The 20459-nt window shown below is 60.6% G+C and carries 17 protein-coding genes; 6 read left to right on the top strand and 11 right to left on the bottom strand.

Going from position 1 to position 20459, the window contains the following annotated elements; genetic code table 11:
* Nucleotide 1: 1 nt before the first annotated feature.
* The 9 genes from JJN09_RS04150 to JJN09_RS04110 form a co-directional block, all read right to left on the bottom strand.
* A complete protein-coding gene (locus tag JJN09_RS04150; protein ID WP_249485850.1) occupies nucleotides 2–1024 on the bottom strand; it encodes an ABC transporter permease in 1023 nt (340 codons plus the stop codon).
* Nucleotides 1018–2088 (bottom strand): microcin C ABC transporter permease YejB, encoded by a 1071-nt coding sequence (locus JJN09_RS04145; protein WP_249485848.1) that lies wholly within the window; start codon nucleotides 2086–2088, stop codon nucleotides 1018–1020. The genes JJN09_RS04150 and JJN09_RS04145 overlap by 7 nt, the downstream gene beginning before the upstream one ends.
* Nucleotides 2075–3925 (bottom strand): extracellular solute-binding protein, encoded by a 1851-nt coding sequence (locus JJN09_RS04140; RefSeq protein ID WP_249485845.1) that lies wholly within the window; start codon nucleotides 3923–3925, stop codon nucleotides 2075–2077. Before JJN09_RS04140 ends, JJN09_RS04145 begins: the two co-directional genes overlap by 14 nt.
* 114 nt (nucleotides 3926–4039) lie before the next feature.
* Nucleotides 4040–6694: a TonB-dependent receptor gene (locus tag JJN09_RS04135; RefSeq protein ID WP_249485842.1), complete on the bottom strand. Its 2655-nt coding sequence runs from the start codon at nucleotides 6692–6694 to the stop codon at nucleotides 4040–4042.
* Nucleotides 6695–6812: 118 nt separating this feature from the next.
* Nucleotides 6813–7316: an RES family NAD+ phosphorylase gene (locus tag JJN09_RS04130; RefSeq protein ID WP_249485840.1), complete on the bottom strand. Its 504-nt coding sequence runs from the start codon at nucleotides 7314–7316 to the stop codon at nucleotides 6813–6815.
* Nucleotides 7313–7804 (bottom strand): antitoxin Xre/MbcA/ParS toxin-binding domain-containing protein, encoded by a 492-nt coding sequence (locus JJN09_RS04125; protein ID WP_249490755.1) that lies wholly within the window; start codon nucleotides 7802–7804, stop codon nucleotides 7313–7315. Before JJN09_RS04125 ends, JJN09_RS04130 begins: the two co-directional genes overlap by 4 nt.
* A gap of 254 nt (nucleotides 7805–8058) precedes the next feature.
* The gene (locus JJN09_RS04120) at nucleotides 8059–10980 is read right to left on the bottom strand and encodes a TonB-dependent receptor (RefSeq protein ID WP_249485838.1); all 2922 of its coding nucleotides are present in this window, start codon (nucleotides 10978–10980) and stop codon (nucleotides 8059–8061) included.
* A 91-nt stretch (nucleotides 10981–11071) separates the two neighbouring features.
* Complete coding sequence (locus tag JJN09_RS04115) at nucleotides 11072–12022, bottom strand: FecR domain-containing protein (protein ID WP_249485837.1); 951 nt, start codon at nucleotides 12020–12022, stop codon at nucleotides 11072–11074.
* On the bottom strand, nucleotides 12019–12525 hold the full coding sequence (locus tag JJN09_RS04110) for a sigma-70 family RNA polymerase sigma factor (protein ID WP_249485834.1): 507 nt from the start codon (nucleotides 12523–12525) through the stop codon (nucleotides 12019–12021). Before JJN09_RS04110 ends, JJN09_RS04115 begins: the two co-directional genes overlap by 4 nt.
* Nucleotides 12526–12823: 298 nt before the next feature.
* Here JJN09_RS04110 and JJN09_RS04105 point away from each other — a divergent pair, with 298 nt between their 5' ends.
* From JJN09_RS04105 to JJN09_RS04090, 4 genes are all read left to right on the top strand, one after another.
* A complete protein-coding gene (locus tag JJN09_RS04105) occupies nucleotides 12824–14542 on the top strand; it encodes a hydrogenase maturation protein (protein WP_249485832.1) in 1719 nt (572 codons plus the stop codon).
* A 239-nt stretch (nucleotides 14543–14781) separates the two neighbouring features.
* The gene (locus tag JJN09_RS04100; RefSeq protein ID WP_249485830.1) at nucleotides 14782–15645 is read left to right on the top strand and encodes a LysR family transcriptional regulator; all 864 of its coding nucleotides are present in this window, start codon (nucleotides 14782–14784) and stop codon (nucleotides 15643–15645) included.
* A 109-nt stretch (nucleotides 15646–15754) separates the two neighbouring features.
* Nucleotides 15755–16900 carry an SRPBCC family protein gene (locus tag JJN09_RS04095; RefSeq protein ID WP_249485829.1) on the top strand — a complete coding sequence of 382 codons (1146 nt, stop codon included), beginning with the start codon at nucleotides 15755–15757 and terminating at the stop codon, nucleotides 16898–16900.
* Nucleotides 16897–17973 carry an SMP-30/gluconolactonase/LRE family protein gene (locus JJN09_RS04090; RefSeq protein ID WP_249485828.1) on the top strand — a complete coding sequence of 359 codons (1077 nt, stop codon included), beginning with the start codon at nucleotides 16897–16899 and terminating at the stop codon, nucleotides 17971–17973. The genes JJN09_RS04095 and JJN09_RS04090 overlap by 4 nt, the downstream gene beginning before the upstream one ends.
* Before the next feature lie 147 nt (nucleotides 17974–18120).
* On the opposite strand, the gene JJN09_RS04085 is transcribed toward JJN09_RS04090, so the two are convergent.
* Nucleotides 18121–18288: a hypothetical protein gene (locus JJN09_RS04085; RefSeq protein WP_249485827.1), complete on the bottom strand. Its 168-nt coding sequence runs from the start codon at nucleotides 18286–18288 to the stop codon at nucleotides 18121–18123.
* Between the two features lie 108 nt (nucleotides 18289–18396).
* Nucleotides 18397–18639 (bottom strand): YdcH family protein, encoded by a 243-nt coding sequence (locus tag JJN09_RS04080; protein ID WP_007959466.1) that lies wholly within the window; start codon nucleotides 18637–18639, stop codon nucleotides 18397–18399.
* A gap of 205 nt (nucleotides 18640–18844) precedes the next feature.
* On the opposite strand from JJN09_RS04080, the gene JJN09_RS04075 reads away from it, so the two are divergent.
* Both JJN09_RS04075 and JJN09_RS04070 read left to right on the top strand, forming a co-directional pair.
* Entirely contained in the window at nucleotides 18845–19366 is a 522-nt protein-coding gene (locus tag JJN09_RS04075) for a DUF4142 domain-containing protein (protein ID WP_249485826.1), read from the top strand.
* 239 nt (nucleotides 19367–19605) lie between these two features.
* The gene (locus JJN09_RS04070; RefSeq protein ID WP_249485825.1) at nucleotides 19606–20457 is read left to right on the top strand and encodes an STAS domain-containing protein; all 852 of its coding nucleotides are present in this window, start codon (nucleotides 19606–19608) and stop codon (nucleotides 20455–20457) included.
* The last annotated feature ends 2 nt before the right edge of the window (nucleotides 20458–20459 follow it).

The following is a 20459-nucleotide window of genomic DNA, read 5'->3' as shown; positions in this document are numbered from 1 at the left end:
ATCAAGTCCTGGGGTCGAAGGCATCACGGCACGCTTCGCCGATGAATACGAGCAGTGAAAGAATCAGCGCGAGTGCAAAGAACGCCGTCAGGCCCAGCCACGGCGCTTGCAGATTGGTCTTGCCCTGGCCGATCAATTCACCCAGCGAAGCGCTGCCCGCCGGCATGCCGAAACCGAGGAAATCCAGTGCCGACAACGTCGCAATGGCTCCGGTGAGAATGAACGGCAAGTACGTCAGTGTCGCGCTCATGGCGTTGGGCAGAATGTGCCGCACGATCACCTGCGCATCGCCGACGCCCAGCGCCCGCGCCGCTTTCACGTACTTGAGCCCCCGGCTGCGCAGGAACTCGGCGCGCACCACATCGACCAGGCTCAGCCAGGAAAACAGCGCCATGATGCCCAGCAACCACCAGAAATTCGGCTCGACGAATCCCGACAGGATAATCAGCAGATAGAGCACCGGCAGCCCCGACCAGACCTCCAGCAAACGCTGCCCGATCAGATCGATCCAACCACCGTAGTAACCCTGTAACGCACCGGCAGCGATGCCGATCAAGGCACTGGTCGCGGTCAGTGCCAACGCGAAGAGCAACGACACCCGCGTACCGAAAATCACCCGCGCCAGCACATCCCGCGCCTGATCATCGGTGCCCAGCCAGTTTTCACCGGTAGGCGGGCTCGGTGCCGGCTCCGTGAGGTCGTAGTTGACCGTGTCGAAGCCGAACGGGATCGGCGCAAACCACATTCGTCCGCCCTGCCCCTCTATCAGCTCGCGCACCTGGGCGCTGCGATAATCGGGCTGAAACGTTAGCTCGCCGCCGAAATCCTGCTCGGTGTAGCGCTTGAACGCCGGGAAGTACCATTCGCCCTGATAAGTCACCAACAGCGGTTTGTCATTGGCGACCAGTTCACCGCCAAGGCTCAAACCGAAGAGCGCAAGAAACAGCCACAACGACCACCAGCCGCGTCGATGGGCCTTGAACCGCGCCCAACGGCGCTGTCCGATGGGAGAAAGCGTCAGCATCGGGCGGTCCTCGCAGAAAAGTCGATGCGCGGGTCGACCAGCGTGTAGCACAGGTCGCCCAGCAGTTTTATCAAGAGTCCGAAAAGGGTGAAGATGAACAGCGAACCGAACACCACCGGGTAATCCCGCGACACCGCCGCCTCATAACTCAGGCGCCCGAGACCATCGAGGGAGAAGATCACTTCGATCAGCAACGAGCCGCCGAAGAACACGGTCACCAGCGCCTGAGGCAATCCGGCGACCACCAGCAACATCGCGTTGCGAAACACATGCCCGTACAGCACCTGACGCTCACTCAAACCCTTGGCCCGGGCCGTGACCACGTACAGCCGCGAGATCTCGTTGAGGAAGCTGTTCTTGGTCAGGATCGTCAGCGTCGCGAAACCACCGATCACCAGTGCGCTGACCGGCAACACCAGATGCCAGAAGTAATCCGCCACCTTGCCCCACAGCGTCAGCTCGGCAAAGTTGTCCGAGACCAGCCCGCGCACGGGAAACCAGTCCAGCGCCGTGCCGCCGGCAAACACCACGATCAACAACAGAGCGAACAGAAAACCCGGCATCGCGTAGCCGATGATGATCGCCGCACTGCTCCAGACATCGAATGCCGAACCGTTGTGCACGGCCTTGCGGATGCCCAGCGGGATCGAGACCAGATAGGTAATCAATGTCGCCCACAGCCCCAGCGACAAGGTCACCGGCAATTTCTGCCAGATCAGTTCGGTCACCATCGCGCCCCGGAAGAAACTCTTGCCGAAATCCAGTTGCGCGTAGCTCTTGAGCATTAGCCACAAGCGCTCGCTGGCGGGTTTGTCGAAACCGTACTGGCGCTCGATATCGGCCACCAGTTTCGGGTCCAGGCCACGAGTCGCGCGGGACTCGCCGCCAATCGTTTCGACATGACTTGCGCCCACCGCCCCGCCGACACCGATGCCCTGCAATCGGGCGATGGCTTGCTCAACCGGACCACCGGGCGCGGCCTGCACGATCGCGAAGTTCACCAACAGAATCGCCAACAAGGTCGGCACGATCAGCAGCAGGCGCCGCAGGCTATAACCCCACATGGGCCAACTCCTTTTGCTGTTTTTGCGCCTGTGTGGCGGTCAACGCCGTCGGACTGATTTCCCACCAGGTATCGAGGCCGGCGTCGTACAGCGGCGCAATCGCCGGACGGCCGAAACGGTTCCACCACACCGTGGAGATTCCCGGCGGGTAGTAGTTGGGAACCCAGTAGTAGCCCCACTGCAGCACCCGATCCAGCGCCCGGGCATGGCGCAGCAGACTCGCGCGGCTGTCGGCCTGCACCACCCCTTCGAGCAGCGCATCCACTGCCGGATCACGCAGCACCATGTAGTTATTGGAGCCCGGATCATCGGCGCCGTCGGAACCGAAGTAGTTGAACATCTCGCGACCCGGTGCCTGACTCACTGGATAGCCGACGACGATCATGTCGTAGTCGCGATTGCGCACGCGGTTGGTGTATTGCGCGGTGTCGACCTGACGAATATCGAAACCGATGCCGATCTGCGCCAGATTGCGTTTGAACGGTAAAAGCAAACGTTCGAAACCTTTCTGGCCGTTGAGAAAGGTGAATTGCAGCGGCTCGCCGGCGGCGTTGACCAGTTGATCGCCAAGGGGTTTCCAACCAGCGGCCTCCAGCAGTTTCAGCGCTTGCAACTGTTGCGCGCGGATGTTGCCGCTGCCGTCGGTGCGCGGCGCCTCGAACACCTGGCTGAACACCTCATCGGGGATTTTGCCGCGCCAGGGTTCAAGGATTTTCAGCTCTTCGGCGTCCGGCAATTCAGTGGCCGACAGCGCGCTGTGAGAGAAGTAACTGCGCTGGCGCAGGTACATGCTGCGCATCATCTGCCGATTGCTCCATTCGAAATCCCAGAGCATGGCGATCGCTTGGCGCACCCGGCGATCCTGAAACATCGGTTTCTGCAAGTTGAACACGAAACCCTGTGAGCCTTGAGCGGCACCGGGAGCGAGGTGTTCGCGCAACAACTTGCCCTGCTCCAGCGCTGTGCCGGCATAACCGATGGTGTAACTGGTGGCGGAGAACTCGCGGTTGTAATCGAAGCCACCGGCCTTGAGTACTTGCCGCGACACGTCGGTGTCGGCGAAGAACTCCACACTCAACTGATCGAAGTTGTAGAGCCCGCGGCTGACTGGCAGATCCTTGCCCCACCAGTCCTGAACCCGCTGGAATTTCACACTGCGCCCGGCATCCACCGCGCTGACCCGATAGGGGCCGCTGCCGGGCGGAATCTCGAAACCAGCGCCTTCGGCGAAGTCCCGCGTACGCCACCAATGCTCGGGCAGGACGGGCAGCACCGCCAGATCCAGTGGCAAGGTGCGGCTGTCATTGTTCTTGAACAGGAAGCGCACTTGCGTTGGCGACTCGACTTGCACCTCGGCGACATCACGAAACTGCTGCCGGTACTTCAGGCTGCCCTGGGTGGTAAACAGCTCGAAGGTGTAGCGCACGTCCTCGGCAGTGATCGGCGTGCCGTCATCAAAACGCGCCTCGGGATTGAGATAGAAACGCACCCAATGCCGATCCGCGTCCAGCTCCATGCGTTGCGCCACCAGACCGTAGACGCTGTAGGGCTCGTCCTTGCTGCGATAAGCCAGCGGCGCATAGAGCCAGCCGTCGACCTCGGCGACGCCGGTGCCTTTTTCGACATAGGGAATCAAGTGGTCGAACGGACCGCTTTCCAGCGAAGAACGCCGCAGACTGCCACCCTTGGGTGCATCGGGGTTGGTATAGGCCAGATGCTGAAAGTCCGGGGCGTATTTGGGCGCTTCGCCGTAGACCGTGAGGGCGTGCTGGGGCTGCGCAAAAATCGCCGGGCTCAGCACAAGACATACGCCCAGCAAAGTGAGTCTGGAAAACATGGGCAGATCCTTTAAGCGCCTACCTGCCTACTTTTGATGTGCAGCAGGCAGGCATTTTTTATAGGGCCGGTTTTAGAACGATGGGTTACTAAAACCGGCACCGACTGGTCATTTTCAGAACTTGTAGTTAACCCGCGTGAACAGCGTTCGCCCGAACGGGTCGCCGTATTTCGGGTCGTAGCCGCTCTGGAACGTGTAGGTCTGGTTGCTGAATGGCGGCTCGCGGTCGAACAGGTTCTTCACCCCCAACGTCACGGCCAGCGTCTGGCGCCAGGTGTAGGTGCCGGCCACGTCCCAGACGTTGTAGGAGCCGACGTAATCGTGGGTCTCACGATCCGAGTCGTGATAACCGCTGGTGTAGCGGTTGGTCAGGCTTGCGCCGAACGGGCCATAGTTCCAGCTCCCGGTCAGGCTGTGGCGCCAACGGGCAACGGCGCCGGCCGAGGAAAAGTCACCGCCTCGGAAATCGCCCAGCTTGTCGATGTAGTCACCCTTGAGCTGCTGCTGATACTCGTAACGACTGACATAGGTCCCTTGCAGACCGATGCCGAAATCACCATACGACGTGCTTGGCAGGCGATAGTCGAAGCTCACGTCGACGCCGTTGGTCTTGATCTTGCCGAGGTTGGACAGGCCGGTGACGATGTGATCGATGGAGCCATCAGGCTTGCGAATCAAACGATCCGGGTAAAGCTCCGGGTTTTCGAACACCGCCGATTCAGGGAACTCGGCGATCTGGTTGGCGATATTGATCCACCAGAAATCCAGCCCGGTGGTCAGGCGATCGAAGGGCTGATAAACGAAACCGAGGGTGACGTTGCGCGCGGTTTCCGGGCTCAAGTCCTTGTTGCCGCCGGTCCGGCTGTTGAACTGCTGAGCGCAGTCGCGGTTGGCGATCCCGCCGTTGCTCGGGTTGCCACCGGCACACAGCCGCGGATCGTTGTAATTGGCCACGGTGAACGTGGTGAAGTTCGGGTTGTACAACTCGTACAGCGATGGCGCCCGGAAGCCTTCACTGTAGGCGCCACGAACCACCAGCTCCTTGAACGGCTGAAAGCGGAACGAGTATTTCGGGTTGGTGGTGCTGCCGAAATCGCTGTATTTGTCGTGGCGCACGGCGGCGGACAATTCGAGGCTGTCGAACACCGGCACGTTGACCTCGGCGTATTGAGCCGAGACGCTGCGATCCCCGGACACGCTGGCATTCGGGTCAACGCCCAGGCTCTGCACATCAGCCGCGAACTGGGCGAAATCCTGATGGAAGTCTTCCTTGCGGTACTCGCCACCCAGCGCCAGCGCCGAAGGACCCGCGCCGAACCAGTCACCAATCTCGCGGCTGACACGGCCATCAATCGCCTTCACCCGGCCAACGGCTGTTCCGTAATCGCCATCCACCGCGTTAGCCGCCAGTAACGCGGAACCTGCAACCGTCTGCGGGCCGAACGGATTGATCACGCCGTTGGCAATGCCCTGGCTGACAGCCCGGTCGTTCACATAACCGCTGCGGATCGTGTTGACCACTTTGTTCTGGTTGTACGAGGCGCCGACGTTGTAATCCCAGCCGACGAGGGTGCCATCGAAGCTCAGCAGCAAGCGCTGGCCCGTGTTGTCATCCTCATGCTGGCGCGCGCCTACGGCAGTTTCGCGCCAGTTCACGTTCACCGGCTGCGTCGGATCAAGGGCAAAACCACTCGGTCCGGGAGTAATGCCGTTGCCCGGATAAAACGTAGTACCGGGATTGACCTGATTGCCCATCAAAGTGCCGGGGCCGATCTGGGTGCGGTTTTCGTTGCGCGCCCAGAAGTATTCGAGGCTGACGTTGTGATCATCCGACAACTTGCCGGTGGCTTTGGCGAAGGCCGAGGTCTTTTCGGTTTCCGGCACCAGATCGAGGTAGTTCCACAGGCTCTGGCGGCAGATGCCGTTGCGCGACAGCAGGCCCGGTGCATTGCAACCGGACCCGGCCAATGGATTGGTGGCGTTGCTGCCCTGGCTCCAGTTGGCGGGTGACGCCGTGCCGGAGGTGTAATCTAGCCCTCGCCCCGGCTGGTAGTTGTAGGTGTAACCGCGATCTTCGGCGGCCAACCGTTGTTGCTTGTCGTAGCTCACGACGCCAAACACATTGAAGCGATCGTCCTGCAAATCACCGAATCCCCAACTGCCGCTGAAATTACGACTTTCACCGCCACCGGAATGGGTCGGCGTGTCGTAGTTGGTGCTGATCTGACCTTCGGTGAGGCTGGTCTTGGTGATGAAGTTGATCACCCCGCCGATGGCATCGGTGCCGTACAACGCCGAAGCACCGTCGCGCAGCACTTCAACCCGGTCGATGGCAGCGAACGGGATCGTATTGAGGTCGACGCCGGAGCCGTTGATGGCGTTGGTCGCGTTGTTGCTCAAGCGGCGGCCGTTAAGCAGCACCAGCGTCTTGTTCGGGCCAATGCCACGCAGGTCCGCATAAGACGCGCCGCCGCTGGAAGAACCCACCGAGCGCCCGGAGCCTACGGACGACTGGTTGGCAGAGATCCGACTGACCAGCTCTTCAGTCGTTGTCACACCTTGCTTCTGCAATTCTTCCACCCTAAGGATGGTCACGGGCACGGCAGTCTCGGCATCGACCCGGCGGATCGCAGTACCGGTGACTTCAACCCGTTGCAGTTGGGTGGTCGGTTCTGTGGCACTGCTGTCGGCGGCAATCGCCGGCAATGTGTTGATCGCCAGCAGCAAGGCCAGGCTCAACGGGGACTTAACGGGTGAAAATCGAATCATGAACAGCCATCCCTGCGTTTTGGTTTATGCAGGGATGTGCGATGGCAGATGGCGATTTATAGGGCGCGATTTAGACCGTTGGGTGCTGAGGTTATGCAAAAACCAGCATGACGCTTCATCAGACTGACGCCATTTCCCCGAGTAATCGGGTATCAAGCCCGAACCGCTCCTGCGAGACCATCCTGAACTGCCCCTCAGCCAGGTCGCAGCTCACCAGCAAGTTCCAAGAATGACGAGTTGCCGCCGAGGGAATCAGTACAAACGGATGTTCAGCCAGTAAAGCGTCGGCAAACAATCGCTGATTGGGTGACGGCCGAGCAGGGCTCAGCCAGTAAGGATTAGGCACCTCTTCAGGCTGCACGATTTTTACCTTCGCATTGTTGATGACTTCGAAACACGTCAAAACATAAGGCTCGCGGTCCAGAGCATCGAAACTGCGGTTGGCTGCCACCTCCAGAATGGCCGACGACGGATCGACGGATGCATACACAACGCGTCGTCCGGGAATGTTCCATCGACCTCCTCTCATCTTTGACCCCATCCCGCTATCCCACGTTCTTCCATAAACCTCGCGGTCAAGCCGCCATGCATACCAATGTTTGTCCCACGGCAAGGGGTTCATGGATAAACCCCGTAGATCAGTTGCCCCAGATACTGCTCCACCATCTGAAAACCCAATGGATGCAGGGTCAACTCCAGCGGCACATGACCGTAAAAATAGGTAGAGGGTTTTTGCATCCAGTCCTCCGCCCGTGGTAGCCCCCCGAAGGCCCGAATGGCCAACTCCAGGACCAATGCATATTGGTAGGCGATGACACTCTGCTGCGGGTCAAGCCGTACCGGTTTTCCTTCCTTCAGCAGCCGGCGTACCGTTCTGACCGACTTGCCAGTGATGAGTTTGACCACGTCGCCTTGCTGGTAAAGCTCGGAGGTTGAAAGCATGTCGACGACGTCGTTCAGCTCGAAACCTTCTTCAGTAAGGTGAACGATCAGCAGGGCGTCATCACCGATGTTCCGGCCATGCACAAGCAATTCGACAGGCTTGCCCTCGACCTTCTTCAAGCCCGCCAACCGGGGCACTTTTGCGCTGGGCAACGCGTCATCCTCCATGGGACATCTGGCACGATCATCGCGCCATTGATGGCGAGCGGAATAAGCAGGCGTTTCGTATTCGAGGTGTGCAGTTCGCATGATCCATCCGTTATCAGAGGCCTGTGTGTCCAGGCCGTTTACGACTTCAATGTCATCGCCGATGCTATAGATCACGCTTCCGACGGCCAACCTTAAAAAGTCGTCGGAAATATCCCTGCTTTCACTCAAAACCCGGCAACTTCCGTAGGACGCCGCCGAGCGTAATGCCGTACTCAACTGCCGAAGTGATAACTCACATCCAGCCACCACTGACGGCCGTATGGGTCGTAGTTGCCGGTCGGGTAATACGGCCAGCCAGCCGAGTCGTCATGCTTGACCTGATTGAGCACGTTGTTGACCGTCAGCCCTACACTCGCCCGGTCATTGAGCTTGTACCGCGCGCTGGCATTGAACACTGTCCACGGCGACAGACGCCCGTCGCCCGCGCCGTTGGTGACCGAGCCATAGCGAATCCCCATCAGCGTCGCCGTGGCTTTCTGATAATCCCAGGTCAGGCTGGCGTTGACCTTGCTGCGCCAGTCGTAGTTGGTACGCGAAGTGCGCCAGTCCTGGGTCGGGGCCTCGTCCGATTCCTTGTAAAAGTGCGACAGTACGAGGGTGTAGCCCAACGCCGAACTGAACGCGCCGTATTGGCCCGCGCCCCAGCGGATATTGCTCTTGAAGTCCAGACCGCTGACCCGCTCACTGGCGGCGTTGATCGCATTCACCCGTACCCGTTGCAACTGGTTGGGATCGATAGCGGCGTTGCCGGGATTACGATCGACGCGAGCGAGGGTCGACTGGCAGTTGGCCGAGTTGATGTCCTGGGTGCCGTTGCGACATTCGTTCTCCTGCTGCAACAGGCGGTTTTCGTCGACGGTGGTCAGCAGGTCATCGATTTCCACGCGCCAGAAGTCGGTGGAGAAATCGAAGTTGCGCGACGGCGACCAGACAAAACCGTAGGTCCAGGATTTGCCGCGCTCGGATTGCAGATCCGCCGTGCCACTCTGGGTGTAATCGACCCGCCCGCGATCACACGCGCCCTCCACGCCCTGGCTGCAACCGTAGTAATCGATCTGCGCCGGGTAGTAACCATTGCTGTCGGACTGGTAGATGTAGTTCAGATCCGGCGCACGGAAACTGGTGCCATAACTTCCGCGCAATAAAAGGCTGGTGACTGGCCGCCATTCCAGGCCGAGGTTGTAGGTTTTCTGTTGCTCGGTGCGGCCGCTGAATTTGTATTGGTCCCAGCGCCCTGCCGCTGTCGCCAGCACGGTATCGGTGACTGGAATGCTGAACTCGCCCCCGGCCGCGTAACGCTTGCGCGAACCACCGGAGCTCTGCGCCGGGCTGACACCGTAGAACCCGCCGTCACTGAAGTCGTTGTCCGGATCGATGCGGTATTCCTGTTTGCCCGCCTCCAGCACCCCGGCGAACCCCACTGGGCCGGCGGGCAAGTCAAACAGATCGCCATTGACTGACGCGTTGTAGCTGGTGGAAACCGACTTGCTGCTCTCACTCCGGTTACCGCGAAACTGCTCCCACTCCTGCGGTGTCAGCGGCCGGTCGAGGCGCGAGGCGTCTGGAGCGAAGACCGGGTAGCCGCCGCTCGTGCCAAGTTGCGGGCCGAGATAAAAATCCTGGATCGAGGCCAGCGGTGTATAGCGCCAGCTGCGCACGCTTTTGTATTCCGAGCGGTTGGCTGCGAGCTCATAGTTCCAGCCGGTGTCGGCGATCTTGTCCGAAAGCCCGAGGGTGCCGGTCCACGACGTATCGCGCCACTTGCTGTTGTTGCTGGTGCGCCCGCCGATCTCTTCTTCACCAAAACGGCGATACCAACGTTCCAGATTGCCGCTGTTCTGGTTGATGAAATCCGGCGAAGTGAAGGTCGGGCCACGGGTGTTGTTCTGGATGTGATCGAGGCCGTACATCAGGTCGGCGAACACCTGACCACTGTCGCTGAAATGCCAGGTGCCGCGGGTGTAGCCGTCGTAGTTTTCCTTTTGTGTCTGGATCGTCCAGTAATCGTTGTACATCTGGTCGGTGCGGCAGCGCCCGCCGTTGTTGAACAGCTTGTTGTCGAACGTGCCCTGATAAGCGCCGCAGCCCGGCCCCAGGTAACGGTTGTTTGTCAGGTCACGACGATAACCGACATCCGCCAACGGCCCGCTCTGCATGAAACCTCGGTCATCGGCCCAGATCGGATCACGGTTGGTCAGCTCAAGCCCGAACAAACCATCGAAGTCGCCCCAACTGCCGCCGCCGCTGATTTGCAACCGCTGATTGTCACCGCCGCCGCGCTCGCTGGTACCACCCTTGAGGTTGACGTCCACGCCATTCATCTTGTCCTTGAGGATGATGTTCACCACCCCGGCAATCGCATCCGAACCGTAAATCGCCGAGGCACCGCTGCTGAGGACTTCGATGCGGTCGATGATCGCCGACGGAATGTTCGCCAGGTTGGTGAAGTTGACCTTGCCGTCATACGGCGTCGGGTAATCGGCGACCCGCCGGCCATTGATCAGCACCAGCGTGTGGTTGGGCCCCAGGCCGCGCAGGTTGAGGGCGCTGGCGGCCGGTTGCCAGGTATTGCCATAGTCTTCGCCCTGGGTCATGCCGGTGTTTTGCGTCTGTGTGGCGAGCGCGTCGTAGACGTTCTTGTAGCCCCGCGCTTCCATTTCTTCGTGGGTGATGACGTTGACCGGCGTCGCACCATCAGACTGCGCACGGGCAATCCGCGAGCCGGTGACCGTGACTTTTTCCATGCGGTAATCGGCGCCGCTGGCAGGCGCCACAGCGGTGGTTTTCACGGGCGCGGCGCTCGGCGCATCAGCCTGGCGAATACTCAGACCTTGAGTGCCCTGTTCGACTTGCAGACCGCTGCCGAGCAACGCCTTCTCCACCGCCTGCCGGCCGCCCAACGCACCGCGCACGGCACTGCTGCGCTTGCCCTGAACCAGATTCTGGCTGAAGGAAATCGGCAAGTCGGCCTGACGCGAGATGTCCAGCAGCACCTCGTCGAGGGCCCCGGCAGCAATGTCGAAAGTAAAGACCTGAGTGGCCGCATCTTGCGCCAATACGGCTGAAGGAACGATGCCCATCGCCAGCGCGGCGGCCAGCGTCAGGCGGGGTAATTGTTGTTTGAATGAGAACATCGAGGGGCTTCCCTGTTGAAGGCGTCTGCAGGGAATGAGCAGCGGGCCGGCGCTTTTTATAGGGTCGCGGATAGACCAGGAAGTTATGGTTTTATAACCGTGCTTCGACGCTCACCCAATACGGGTTGTGCCAGGTGACGCGGATTGGCAGCGAGCGTTCGAGCAACTGCAATGTGCGGTCGCTGTCGTCCAGCGGATAGAGACCGCTGAGACGCAGCCCGGCGACTTCCGGGCTCAGATGCAGGATGCCGCGACGGTAACTGCGCAGGCTGTCGATGACTTCGCTGAGGGGACGGTCGCGTACTTCGAGTCGCCCTTGCACCCAGGCGCTTTCCTGTCCTTTGCTGCGCTCCAGTGCGAGGATCTCCTGGCCGTTGAACAGCAGACTCTCGCCCGCCTCCACCACTTGCCGCGCACCGCTGGCGGTGACCACTTCGACTTGCGAATGCAGCATCACCAGCCGTGTCGCGTCATCCAGTCGCTGCACCAGAAATTGCGTACCAAGCGCACGCATCCGCCCGTGCTCGGTTTCGACCACAAACGGCCGGGCCAGATTCTTCGCCACGTCGACCAGCAGTTCACCGCTGCGCAAGGCCAGCAAACGCTCGACGTTATCGAATCGCGGCACCACGCGGCTGCGGGCGTTCAGCGTCAGGGCGCTGCCATCCTCCAGCGTGAACTGACGTCGCTCGCCTGTACCCGTCGACAACTCGCCGGCCTCCGGCAGCCAGCCATAACGTCGACCTAGCAAACCGGCCAGCACCGCAATCCCGAGCACACTCAGGCTGCCGCTGATGAATCGGCGGCGACTGTTGGAGGGCGCATTCAGGCTGTGCAGCACACTCTCTCGCGGCAACCCGCGCAGGTTCGAATGGCGCAGCAGGTTCAGCCCGCCGCCCATTTGCTCGATGATCTGTTGATGCCGTGGATCCGCCGCACGCCAGGCGTCGAACGCCGCGCGCTCCTGCAGGCTGACATCTCCCGATTGCAACAGCGCCATCCATTGCGCTGCTTCGTCGATCAGCGTTTCGTCCGGTCTCATGCCTGCATCGCCTGATAGCAACGCTTGAAGGCTTCGACCATGTACTGCTGCACGCGACTGGTGGAGACGCCAAGGCGTTCGCCGATTTCGCTGTAGGTCAGGCCATCGAGTTGATGGTAGAGAAACGCAGCCTTGGCCTTGGCTGACAGACCGTTGAGCAAGCGATCCACCGCCAGCAGTGCTTCGATCACCAACGCCCGTTCCTCGGGTGACGGATGCACCAGCTCGGGCGCCAGGGCCAGGCTTTGCAGATAGGCACGCTCCAGATCCTGCCGGCGCCAGCCTTCATAGACCAGACGCCGGGCGATTGTGGTCAACAGTGCGCGCGGTTCGCGTATGGCCAGTGGATCGGGCAACGCCAACACTCGCAGAAACGTTTCCGAAGCGATGTCCTGTGCGCTGTGCGGGCAACCGAGGGTACGGCTGACTGCGGCGCATAGCCATCGGTAGTCCTTTTGGAACATTTGCCCGATGACCTGGTAATGCGGGTTGTGACTCCCCATGCCTTACTCCCTGAAAACGGGCTCCACCCGCTGCGAAAATCCATGGATACGCCGGGATCGTCCGGCGTTGATCAGGGGTGCGACTGTGCAATAGCGCCTGAAACATTTGAAGTAATAAAAAATCAGGATCAGCAAACCTTTGAGAATAAGGCATGTCGTCGCCACGGCAACATTGGCTGACACAACGTTGATCTCGATCAGTGGCGCCGGCCACGCCAGTCTCTAACCTTGCGCCTCCATCGATAGCCATGGACGGCTCACCGGGAGCCTGCGGCTGACCCTTCAAGGAAGAGCAATCATGCGATCACTCAACATCATTCTTTTGTCATCGGCGTTCAACGGTCTGACCCAACGTGCCTGGCTGGACCTGCGTCAGGCGGGCCATTCGCCCAGCGTCGTGTTGTTCACCGACGAAGCCGCCGTGTGCGAACAGATCGAACACAGTGGCGCTGACCTGGTGATTTGCCCGTTCCTCAAGGACCGCGTTCCCCATGCGCTCTGGAGCAATCCGCAACGTCCGGTGGTGATCATTCACCCCGGCATCGTCGGTGATCGTGGTGCCAGCGCACTGGACTGGGCGATCATGCGCGAATTGCCGTCCTGGGGCGTGACCGCCCTGCAAGCAGTGGAAGAAATGGACGCCGGTCCGGTCTGGGCCACTTGCGAATTCAACCTGCCGACAGGCCTGCGCAAATCCGAGCTGTACAACGGCCGGGTCAGCGACGCGGCGATCCGCTGCATCCGTGAGGTGGTGGAGAAATTCATCGACGGCTTTGTTCCGGTGGCCCTGGATTACGCCGATCCCCAGGTTCGCGGACGCCTGCAACCGAACATGAAACAGGACGACCGCACCTTCGGCTGGCACGACTGCTCGCGCTTCATCAAACGTTGCATCGACGCGGCGGACGGCCAGCCCGGCGTACTCGCCAGCCTCGCCGGCGGGCAGTATTACGTGTACGACGCACACCTCGATCAGCGCACGGGCATGCCCGGCGAGATTCTCGCGGTGCACGACGATGCGGTGCTGGTGGCGACCGGTGATCACAGCCTGTGGATAGGCTCGCTGCGACGCAAACCACAACCGGGCGAAGAAACCTTCAAGCGACCGGCGCGGCATGTGCTGGCCGGGCAATTGGCGCACGTGCCGTTGCTGGACTGGTCGATTGCCAATGCGCCGTTCAGCGACGAGGCGTATCAGCCGATTCGCTATCGCGAGTCCGGGCATGTCGGCGAGCTGACACTGGAGTTCTACAACGGCGCCATGAGTACCGAGCAGTGCCAACGCATGGTCGAGGCCTTGCGCTGGGCCAAATCCCGTGACACTCGTGTGCTGCTGATCAAGGGCGGACGCGGCAGTTTTTCCAACGGTGTGCATTTGAATGTGATTCAGGCCGCCGAAGATCCGGGTGCCGAAGCCTGGGCCAATATCCAGGCCATCGACGATGTGTGCGAAGAGTTGCTCAGCGCACGGCAACTGGTGGTCAGCGGCGTCACCGGCAATGCCGGCGCTGGCGGTGTGATGCTCGCCCTGGCGGCTGACATCGTGTTCGCCCGTGCCGACATCGTGCTCAACCCGCACTATAAAAGCATGGGCCTGTACGGCTCGGAATACTGGACCTACAGCCTGCCCCGCGCCGTTGGCCCGGCCATGGCCGAACAACTGACTCAGGCCTGTCTGCCGGTCAGCGCCACCCAGGCGCTGCAATTGGGCATGGTCCAGGAAATTGGTCCGCGTTGCCCGGACGAGTTTGGTTTGTGGTTGCTGCAACGGGCCAATGCTGTGCTGACCGATCCGACGTATGCAGCGGTGCGTGAACGCAAGCTACGGGTCGATCATGAGTTGATCCGCCAATGCCGCGAAACCGAACTGCAAGAGATGCAGGAAGACATGCTGTACAACCGCAATCAGTTTGCCGAGAAGTGCCGGAGTTTTGTTTACAAGCGCAAGACTTGCTGCACGCCGGCGCGGTTGGTGGAGGGGTGGGCTCGGGTGCGGGAGGCTGAGTTGGCAGGTTGATCGGCGGCGTCTGCTTCTCCCCTCACCCTAGCCCTCTCCCGGAGGGAGAGGGGACTGACCGAGTTGTTTTGCGCTATACATCGACCTGAAAAATCGTGTCGATTATGGATTCAAAGCCGAACTTTCAGGTCGATGTATCTCGTCAATATCCCCGAATCGGTCCCCTCTCCCCCCGGGAGAGGGCTAGGGTGAGGGCGCTTTTGACTTACAATGCGGGCACCTCAGACACCGGCGCCCCCATGGACATCGACCTAGCCCGCACCTTTCTGGAAATCGTCCGCCACGGCAGCCTCGCCGCCGCGGCAGAAAAGCTGTTCGTCACGCAAACGGCAATCACCGCCCGCGTACAAAAGCTCGAAAGCCAGTTGGGCAGCACGTTGTTCGTGCGCAACCGTGCCGGTGCGCGCCTGACCGCCAACGGCGAGGCCTTCGTGGTCTACGCCAATCAACTGGTGCAGACCTGGGAAGCCGCCCGCCGAGATCTGCCGCTGCCCGAAGGCTACGACAACGTGCTGCACATCGGCGGTGAAGTCAGTCTGTGCAACCCGTTGATGCTCAGCTGGGCTGCCGAACTGCGCGAGAAGATTCCCAGCCATGCCCTGCGCATGGACATCCGCGACGGCGAAAACCTGCTGCGGCAGCTTGAACTCGGCGTGCTCGACGCCGCGCTCGTCTACCAACCGGAATACTGGCCGGGGTTGCAGGTCGAGCAAGTGCTGGAAGAGAAACTGATTCTGGTCCGAACCCCCAACCGCCCCTCGCCTTACGTGTACATCGATTGGGGCGAGGACTTTCGCCGCCAGCACGACGCCGCACTGCCGGAAAAAGCCAAGGCAGCCCTGAGCTTCAACCTAGGCCCGCTGGCCCTGCAATACATTCTGGAGAACGGCGGCAGCGGCTATTTCCGCACCCGGGTGGTGCGCACCTATCTGGAAAGCGGCGCACTGGAAACCGTCACCAAAGCCCCGGAATTCGGCTACCCGACCTACCTCGTCTATTCCCGCGACCGCGATTCGGCGACCCTGCAACAGGCGTTCGATCTGCTGCGCGAGGTGATCAAGGCCGATGACGACTGGTCGCAACGCTGGAACCCCTTGAGCTGACGACCGCTATGCACTGGAGCATGGCAGTTGTGACCTCAAGGTAGGCCCTGCACAAACGGCGGGATCGGCTAATCTGCCGGGATAACAACAATATCCGCAGGTGACCGAAGTGAGGCAGACCACCGAGGCATTTCGCAGCCGCTACCGCGCGGCGATTCATCCGCTGTACAACCCGTGGCTGCACGGCGCCTTCGTGCTGCTGTTCGGCGTGCTGGCCATCGGCACGTTCTGGAGCAGTGCGCATCAGGTGCGTGCGCTGGAATGGCTGGCGGTGCCGCTGACCTTGCTGTTCTTCAATTTCGGCGTGTACGTGGTGCACCGCCACCTCGGGCATCACAAACAAGCCTTCGCCAAAATGTTCTACGCCCGCCATGCCGGCGACCATCACAGCTTCTTCACCCCCGGCCATATGACCTGGGACAGCGCCCGCGACTGGCGGGTGATCCTGTTTCCGGCGTGGCTGATCGTCGTGCACACGCTGGTCATCACCCTGCCCCTGTGGTGGCTGTTTGCGCAGGCCAACGCCAACGTCGCCGGGCTGTTCGGCGGCAGCATGGTGCTGGGCTACCTGACCTACGAGGTGTTTCACGCCTGCGAGCACTTGCCGGCGCAACATCCGCTGAGCCGACTGCCATGGATTCGCCAGATGCGCCGCCTGCACGAGTTGCATCACCGCCGCGAGCGCATGCAGGAGCGCAATTTCAACATCGTCCTGCCCCTGATGGACTACCTGTTCGGCACCCTCTACTGGGAGCCGGAGCCCGTCCCTTTGACCGATTCGAGAACGCCCATGACCCGCATGCAGCATCCGATCGACATCGCCGGCGACCCGATTGCCGTACTCGCCTACGCTGCCACCGTCAGCCGCTGGCCGGAATGGCATCCCTCATCGCTGAAGATCGATGGCCCCGCCGGACCGTTGCATGCCGGCGCCCGATTCGAGGAAGACATTCATGCCGGCGGCCGCGAGGGGCATTTGAGCTGGGAAGTCACCGAATACCTGCCAGGGCGGCGCTGGTGTGCCCGGGCTCAGGGCGATCATGGGTTGTCGTTGCATCTGACCTACGAATGCTCGGCCGCAGGCGAAGGCACAGCGTTCGTGCGCACGCTGGAATACCGCTTCGAGAGCCTGGGCATGCGCATCGCCAATCAATTGCTGCTCAAGCGCCGCATCGAACGTGAATCGGCGGCCTCGATGCTGGCCCTGCGCGACAGGGCGACCCGGCATCTGGCACTTGCAGGAGCTCACGTGTGAAATTGCGCCATGTGATTTTGCTGCTGATCGTCGTGATTCTAGCCTTTCTGCTGCTGATGCCGACCAAGGTCGAACCAGTGGCCTGGACGCCCCAACCAGCACCGTCGCTGACCGAAGGCGATTACGCCGAGAACCAGCGACTCAAAAGTGCAGCGCAAGTCGGCCCCAGCGACATCGAAGGCCCGGAAGCCCTGCTGTTGGAGGGCGATGCACTGATTACCGGGCTGCACGATGGGCGACTGATCCGCACCAGCCTCGACGGCCAGCAACGCAAAGTGCTGGCCGATACCGGCGGCCGGCCTCTGGGTCTGGCGCGGCATCCCAATGGCTTGCTGGTGATCGCCGACGGGGTCAAGGGTTTACTGTCCCTCGATGCCCAGGGACAGCTGACCGCGCTGACCACTGAAGCCAATGGCCTGAAGTTCGGTTTCACCGATGACGTGGCCATCGACAAGTCCGGGCATTACGCCTACTTCAGCGATGCCTCCAGTCGCTGGGGTTACGGCCATGATGGTGAGGCGATCATCGAGCACGGCGGTGACGGGCGCTTGCTGCGTTATGACTTTCAGACCGGCAAGACCAGCGTTCTGCTCGACAAGCTGGAGTTCGCCAACGGCGTGACCCTCGGCCCGGACGATGCCTATGTGCTGGTCAACGAAACCGGCGCCTACCGTATCAGCCGCTTTTGGCTGACGGGACCGAAGGCCGGCACCCATGACCTGTTCATCGACAACCTGCCGGGCCTGCCCGACAACCTCGCGTTCAATGGTCGGGATCGTTTCTGGGTGGCGCTGTACACGCCGCGCAATCCGCTGCTGGATCGCACCGCCGGGCATCCGTTCGTGCGCAAGATGCTCGTGCGGGCAATGACCGTCCTGCCCAAACCGCTGGAAAAACGCGGATTCGTGCTGGGGCTGGATCTGGATGGCAAGGTGATTGCCAATCTGCAGGATGCCAGCGCCGGCAATTACTCGCCGATCACCACAGCGCGCGAGTATGGCGACTGGTTGTATTTCGGCTCGCTGAAGGCCACGCACATGGCGCGGATGCCGCTGGAGGCAGCCTTGAAGTGAGGCTTTGAGATTTGTGCTGAATCGGCTGACGTCATCGCTGCGATGCAGCGGGCCGACAAGCCAGCTCCCACAGGATTTGTCGTCGTTCGCAGATTTCGCGGCCAACGTGGTAACTGTGGGAGCTGGCTTGCCAGCGATGGCGGACTTTCAGTTGCTGGATCGATCGAATTTTTCCGGATCTTCATCTTCCGGCACATCCGCGATCTTCCGCTCATCCTCAGGATTGCGGGTGGTATGCGCCGGACTGTTGGGCTCGAGATGCGTGGGAACCGGGTCGAATGCGCCCTGCTCTTCACTGGGGAATTTGGGATTCATAAGGCACCTCGCAGAAAGTCGTTAAGTGAAGACTCTGAACATTCGAGGTGCCGGTCGTGGCTGTCGTTCCAGTCGTGCACCACTGAAGTTCAATGGCGCGACTGACGGTCAGGTTCGAGCCTGCAATTGCTCGACGATCTTGTCTTTGACCTGCAAGCGTTTTTCTTTGAGTTTCTTCAGGGTGTCGTCGCTGGGTGCATCCGAGGTCGCCGTCTCGGCCTTGACGACTTCGGCGTCCGCCTGGGAATACTTGTTGATCAGTGCGTCCAGATGTGGATCCGCGGTGCGTCGTTGCTGGATCTCTTCCTTTGTAAGTTTCAAGTCCTGTAACAGATCATGGGTCACCGGCATGGAACACCTCCGTCAGTTGATCGGCAGCCAACGCGACCGATTGCGCTGGCCAGTTATCAGAATGGCCTCGGTTGACCGGTTCTGTCGACCACCTGTCAGACCAGCGGTGTCCGTTCGTCGCCCTTTCGCAAATGCAATAAAACCTTCGCCCTCAGGCCTCTCTCCATTGAATAACACCCCCAAATACCTGCGTGGAGAAACACCAATGGACGGATTCAATCTGCGTCATCTTTTTCTGGCCATGGCTTTGAGCACCGGCATGGGCTCGGCCTTTGCCGCCACCGACAATGACTTCGTCGACAACGCTGCCGCCGGCGGCATCGCCGAAATCGAGACCAGTCGCCTGGCGCTTGAGAAGAGCCAATCGGCCGACATCAAGGCCTTCGCCAACATGATGATCACCGACCATGGCAAGGCCAACGATGAATTGGCCACCATTGCCCAGGCTCACGATATCAAGGTCCCGGATACCACGACCCTGGTCAAACAAGCCAAGGAAAAAATCCTCGACATGCGCGATGAGTCCTTCGACGCTGCCTATGCGAACAATCAGGTCAAGGCCCACGAAGAAGCCATCGAGTTGTTCAAGAAAGAAGCCAACACCGTGACCGACGACCAAGTCAAGGGCTCCACGGAACTCAAGGGCTTTGCCCAGAAAATGCTCCCTGGGTTGCAAAAACACCTGGCCGCCGCCAAGGAACTGCAGGCCAAACACCCGAGCAAGTAACCGCAACACACCTCAAGAGGCCGCCTCCATTGGACGCGGCCTCTTTTTTTGGTATGTCGTTTTACGCAAAAGATCGGCGCCCCCGGCCACGGCGACTAGAGTTATCGGTGCGTTCCGTGCGGCAGATCAAAAATATCCGCGCGGGAACGAACAACTATTTCATACGGCAAATGTCAGTCATTTCGCGCCGGTCGTTTTCCTGCACACCGGCCCCCACTTCGCGACGGAGCAACAGGCACATGGCAGCACTGCAGAACAGCACACTCGATGCGATGAAAAACAAACAGGCGCAATTACTGGGCGAGTGGACCCAAGGGCTGGTCGACAGCGGCGCCACCCGCAACCTCAAGGATCACGACGTCCAGCAACAGACCACTGAATTCCTGCAACTGGTGGTCAGCGGCCTCGAAAACGACAACGGCACCAACATTGCCGCGCCAGGTTGGGAAACCACTCGCCAGTTCCTTGAAAAGCTTTCCCACAGTCGCGCCCTGCTCGGCCAGGATTCGCAGCAGACCGCCAGTTTCATTTTCTCTCTCAAAGGCCCGCTGTTCGCCTTGCTGCAAAGCCATTACCGCGAACAACCGGCGCTGCTCGCCGAGCAGCTCTGGGAAATCTCTGAACTGCTCGACGCCTTCGGTCTGCACACCATCCGCACTTTCCAGAAATCCCGTGAAGCGGTGATCAAGCGTCAACAGGAAGAACTGCTGGAGCTGTCGACCCCGGTGGTCAAACTCTGGGATGGCGTCCTCGCGCTGCCGATGATCGGCACCCTCGACTCGCAACGCACCCAGGTGGTGATGGAATCGCTGCTGCAACGCATCGTCGACACCGGTTCGGAAATCGCCATTATCGACATCACCGGCGTGCCGACCGTCGACACCCTGGTGGCCCAGCACTTGCTCAAAACCGTGACCGCGATCCGCCTGATGGGTGCCGATTGCATCATCAGCGGCGTGCGTCCGCAGATCGCCCAGACCATCGTCCACCTCGGTCTCGACCTGCAAGGCGTGGTGACCAAGGCCAATCTGGCCGATGCATTGAAACTGGCCTTAACCCGCCTGGGCATCACTCTCACCAAGACGGTTTAAGC

This window comes from Pseudomonas sp. HS6, from assembly GCF_023375815.1.
Taxonomy (GTDB): Bacteria; Pseudomonadota; Gammaproteobacteria; order Pseudomonadales; family Pseudomonadaceae; genus Aquipseudomonas.
Note: the sequence above shows the minus strand (reverse complement) of the source record. Positions and strands in the feature narration are given on the sequence as shown.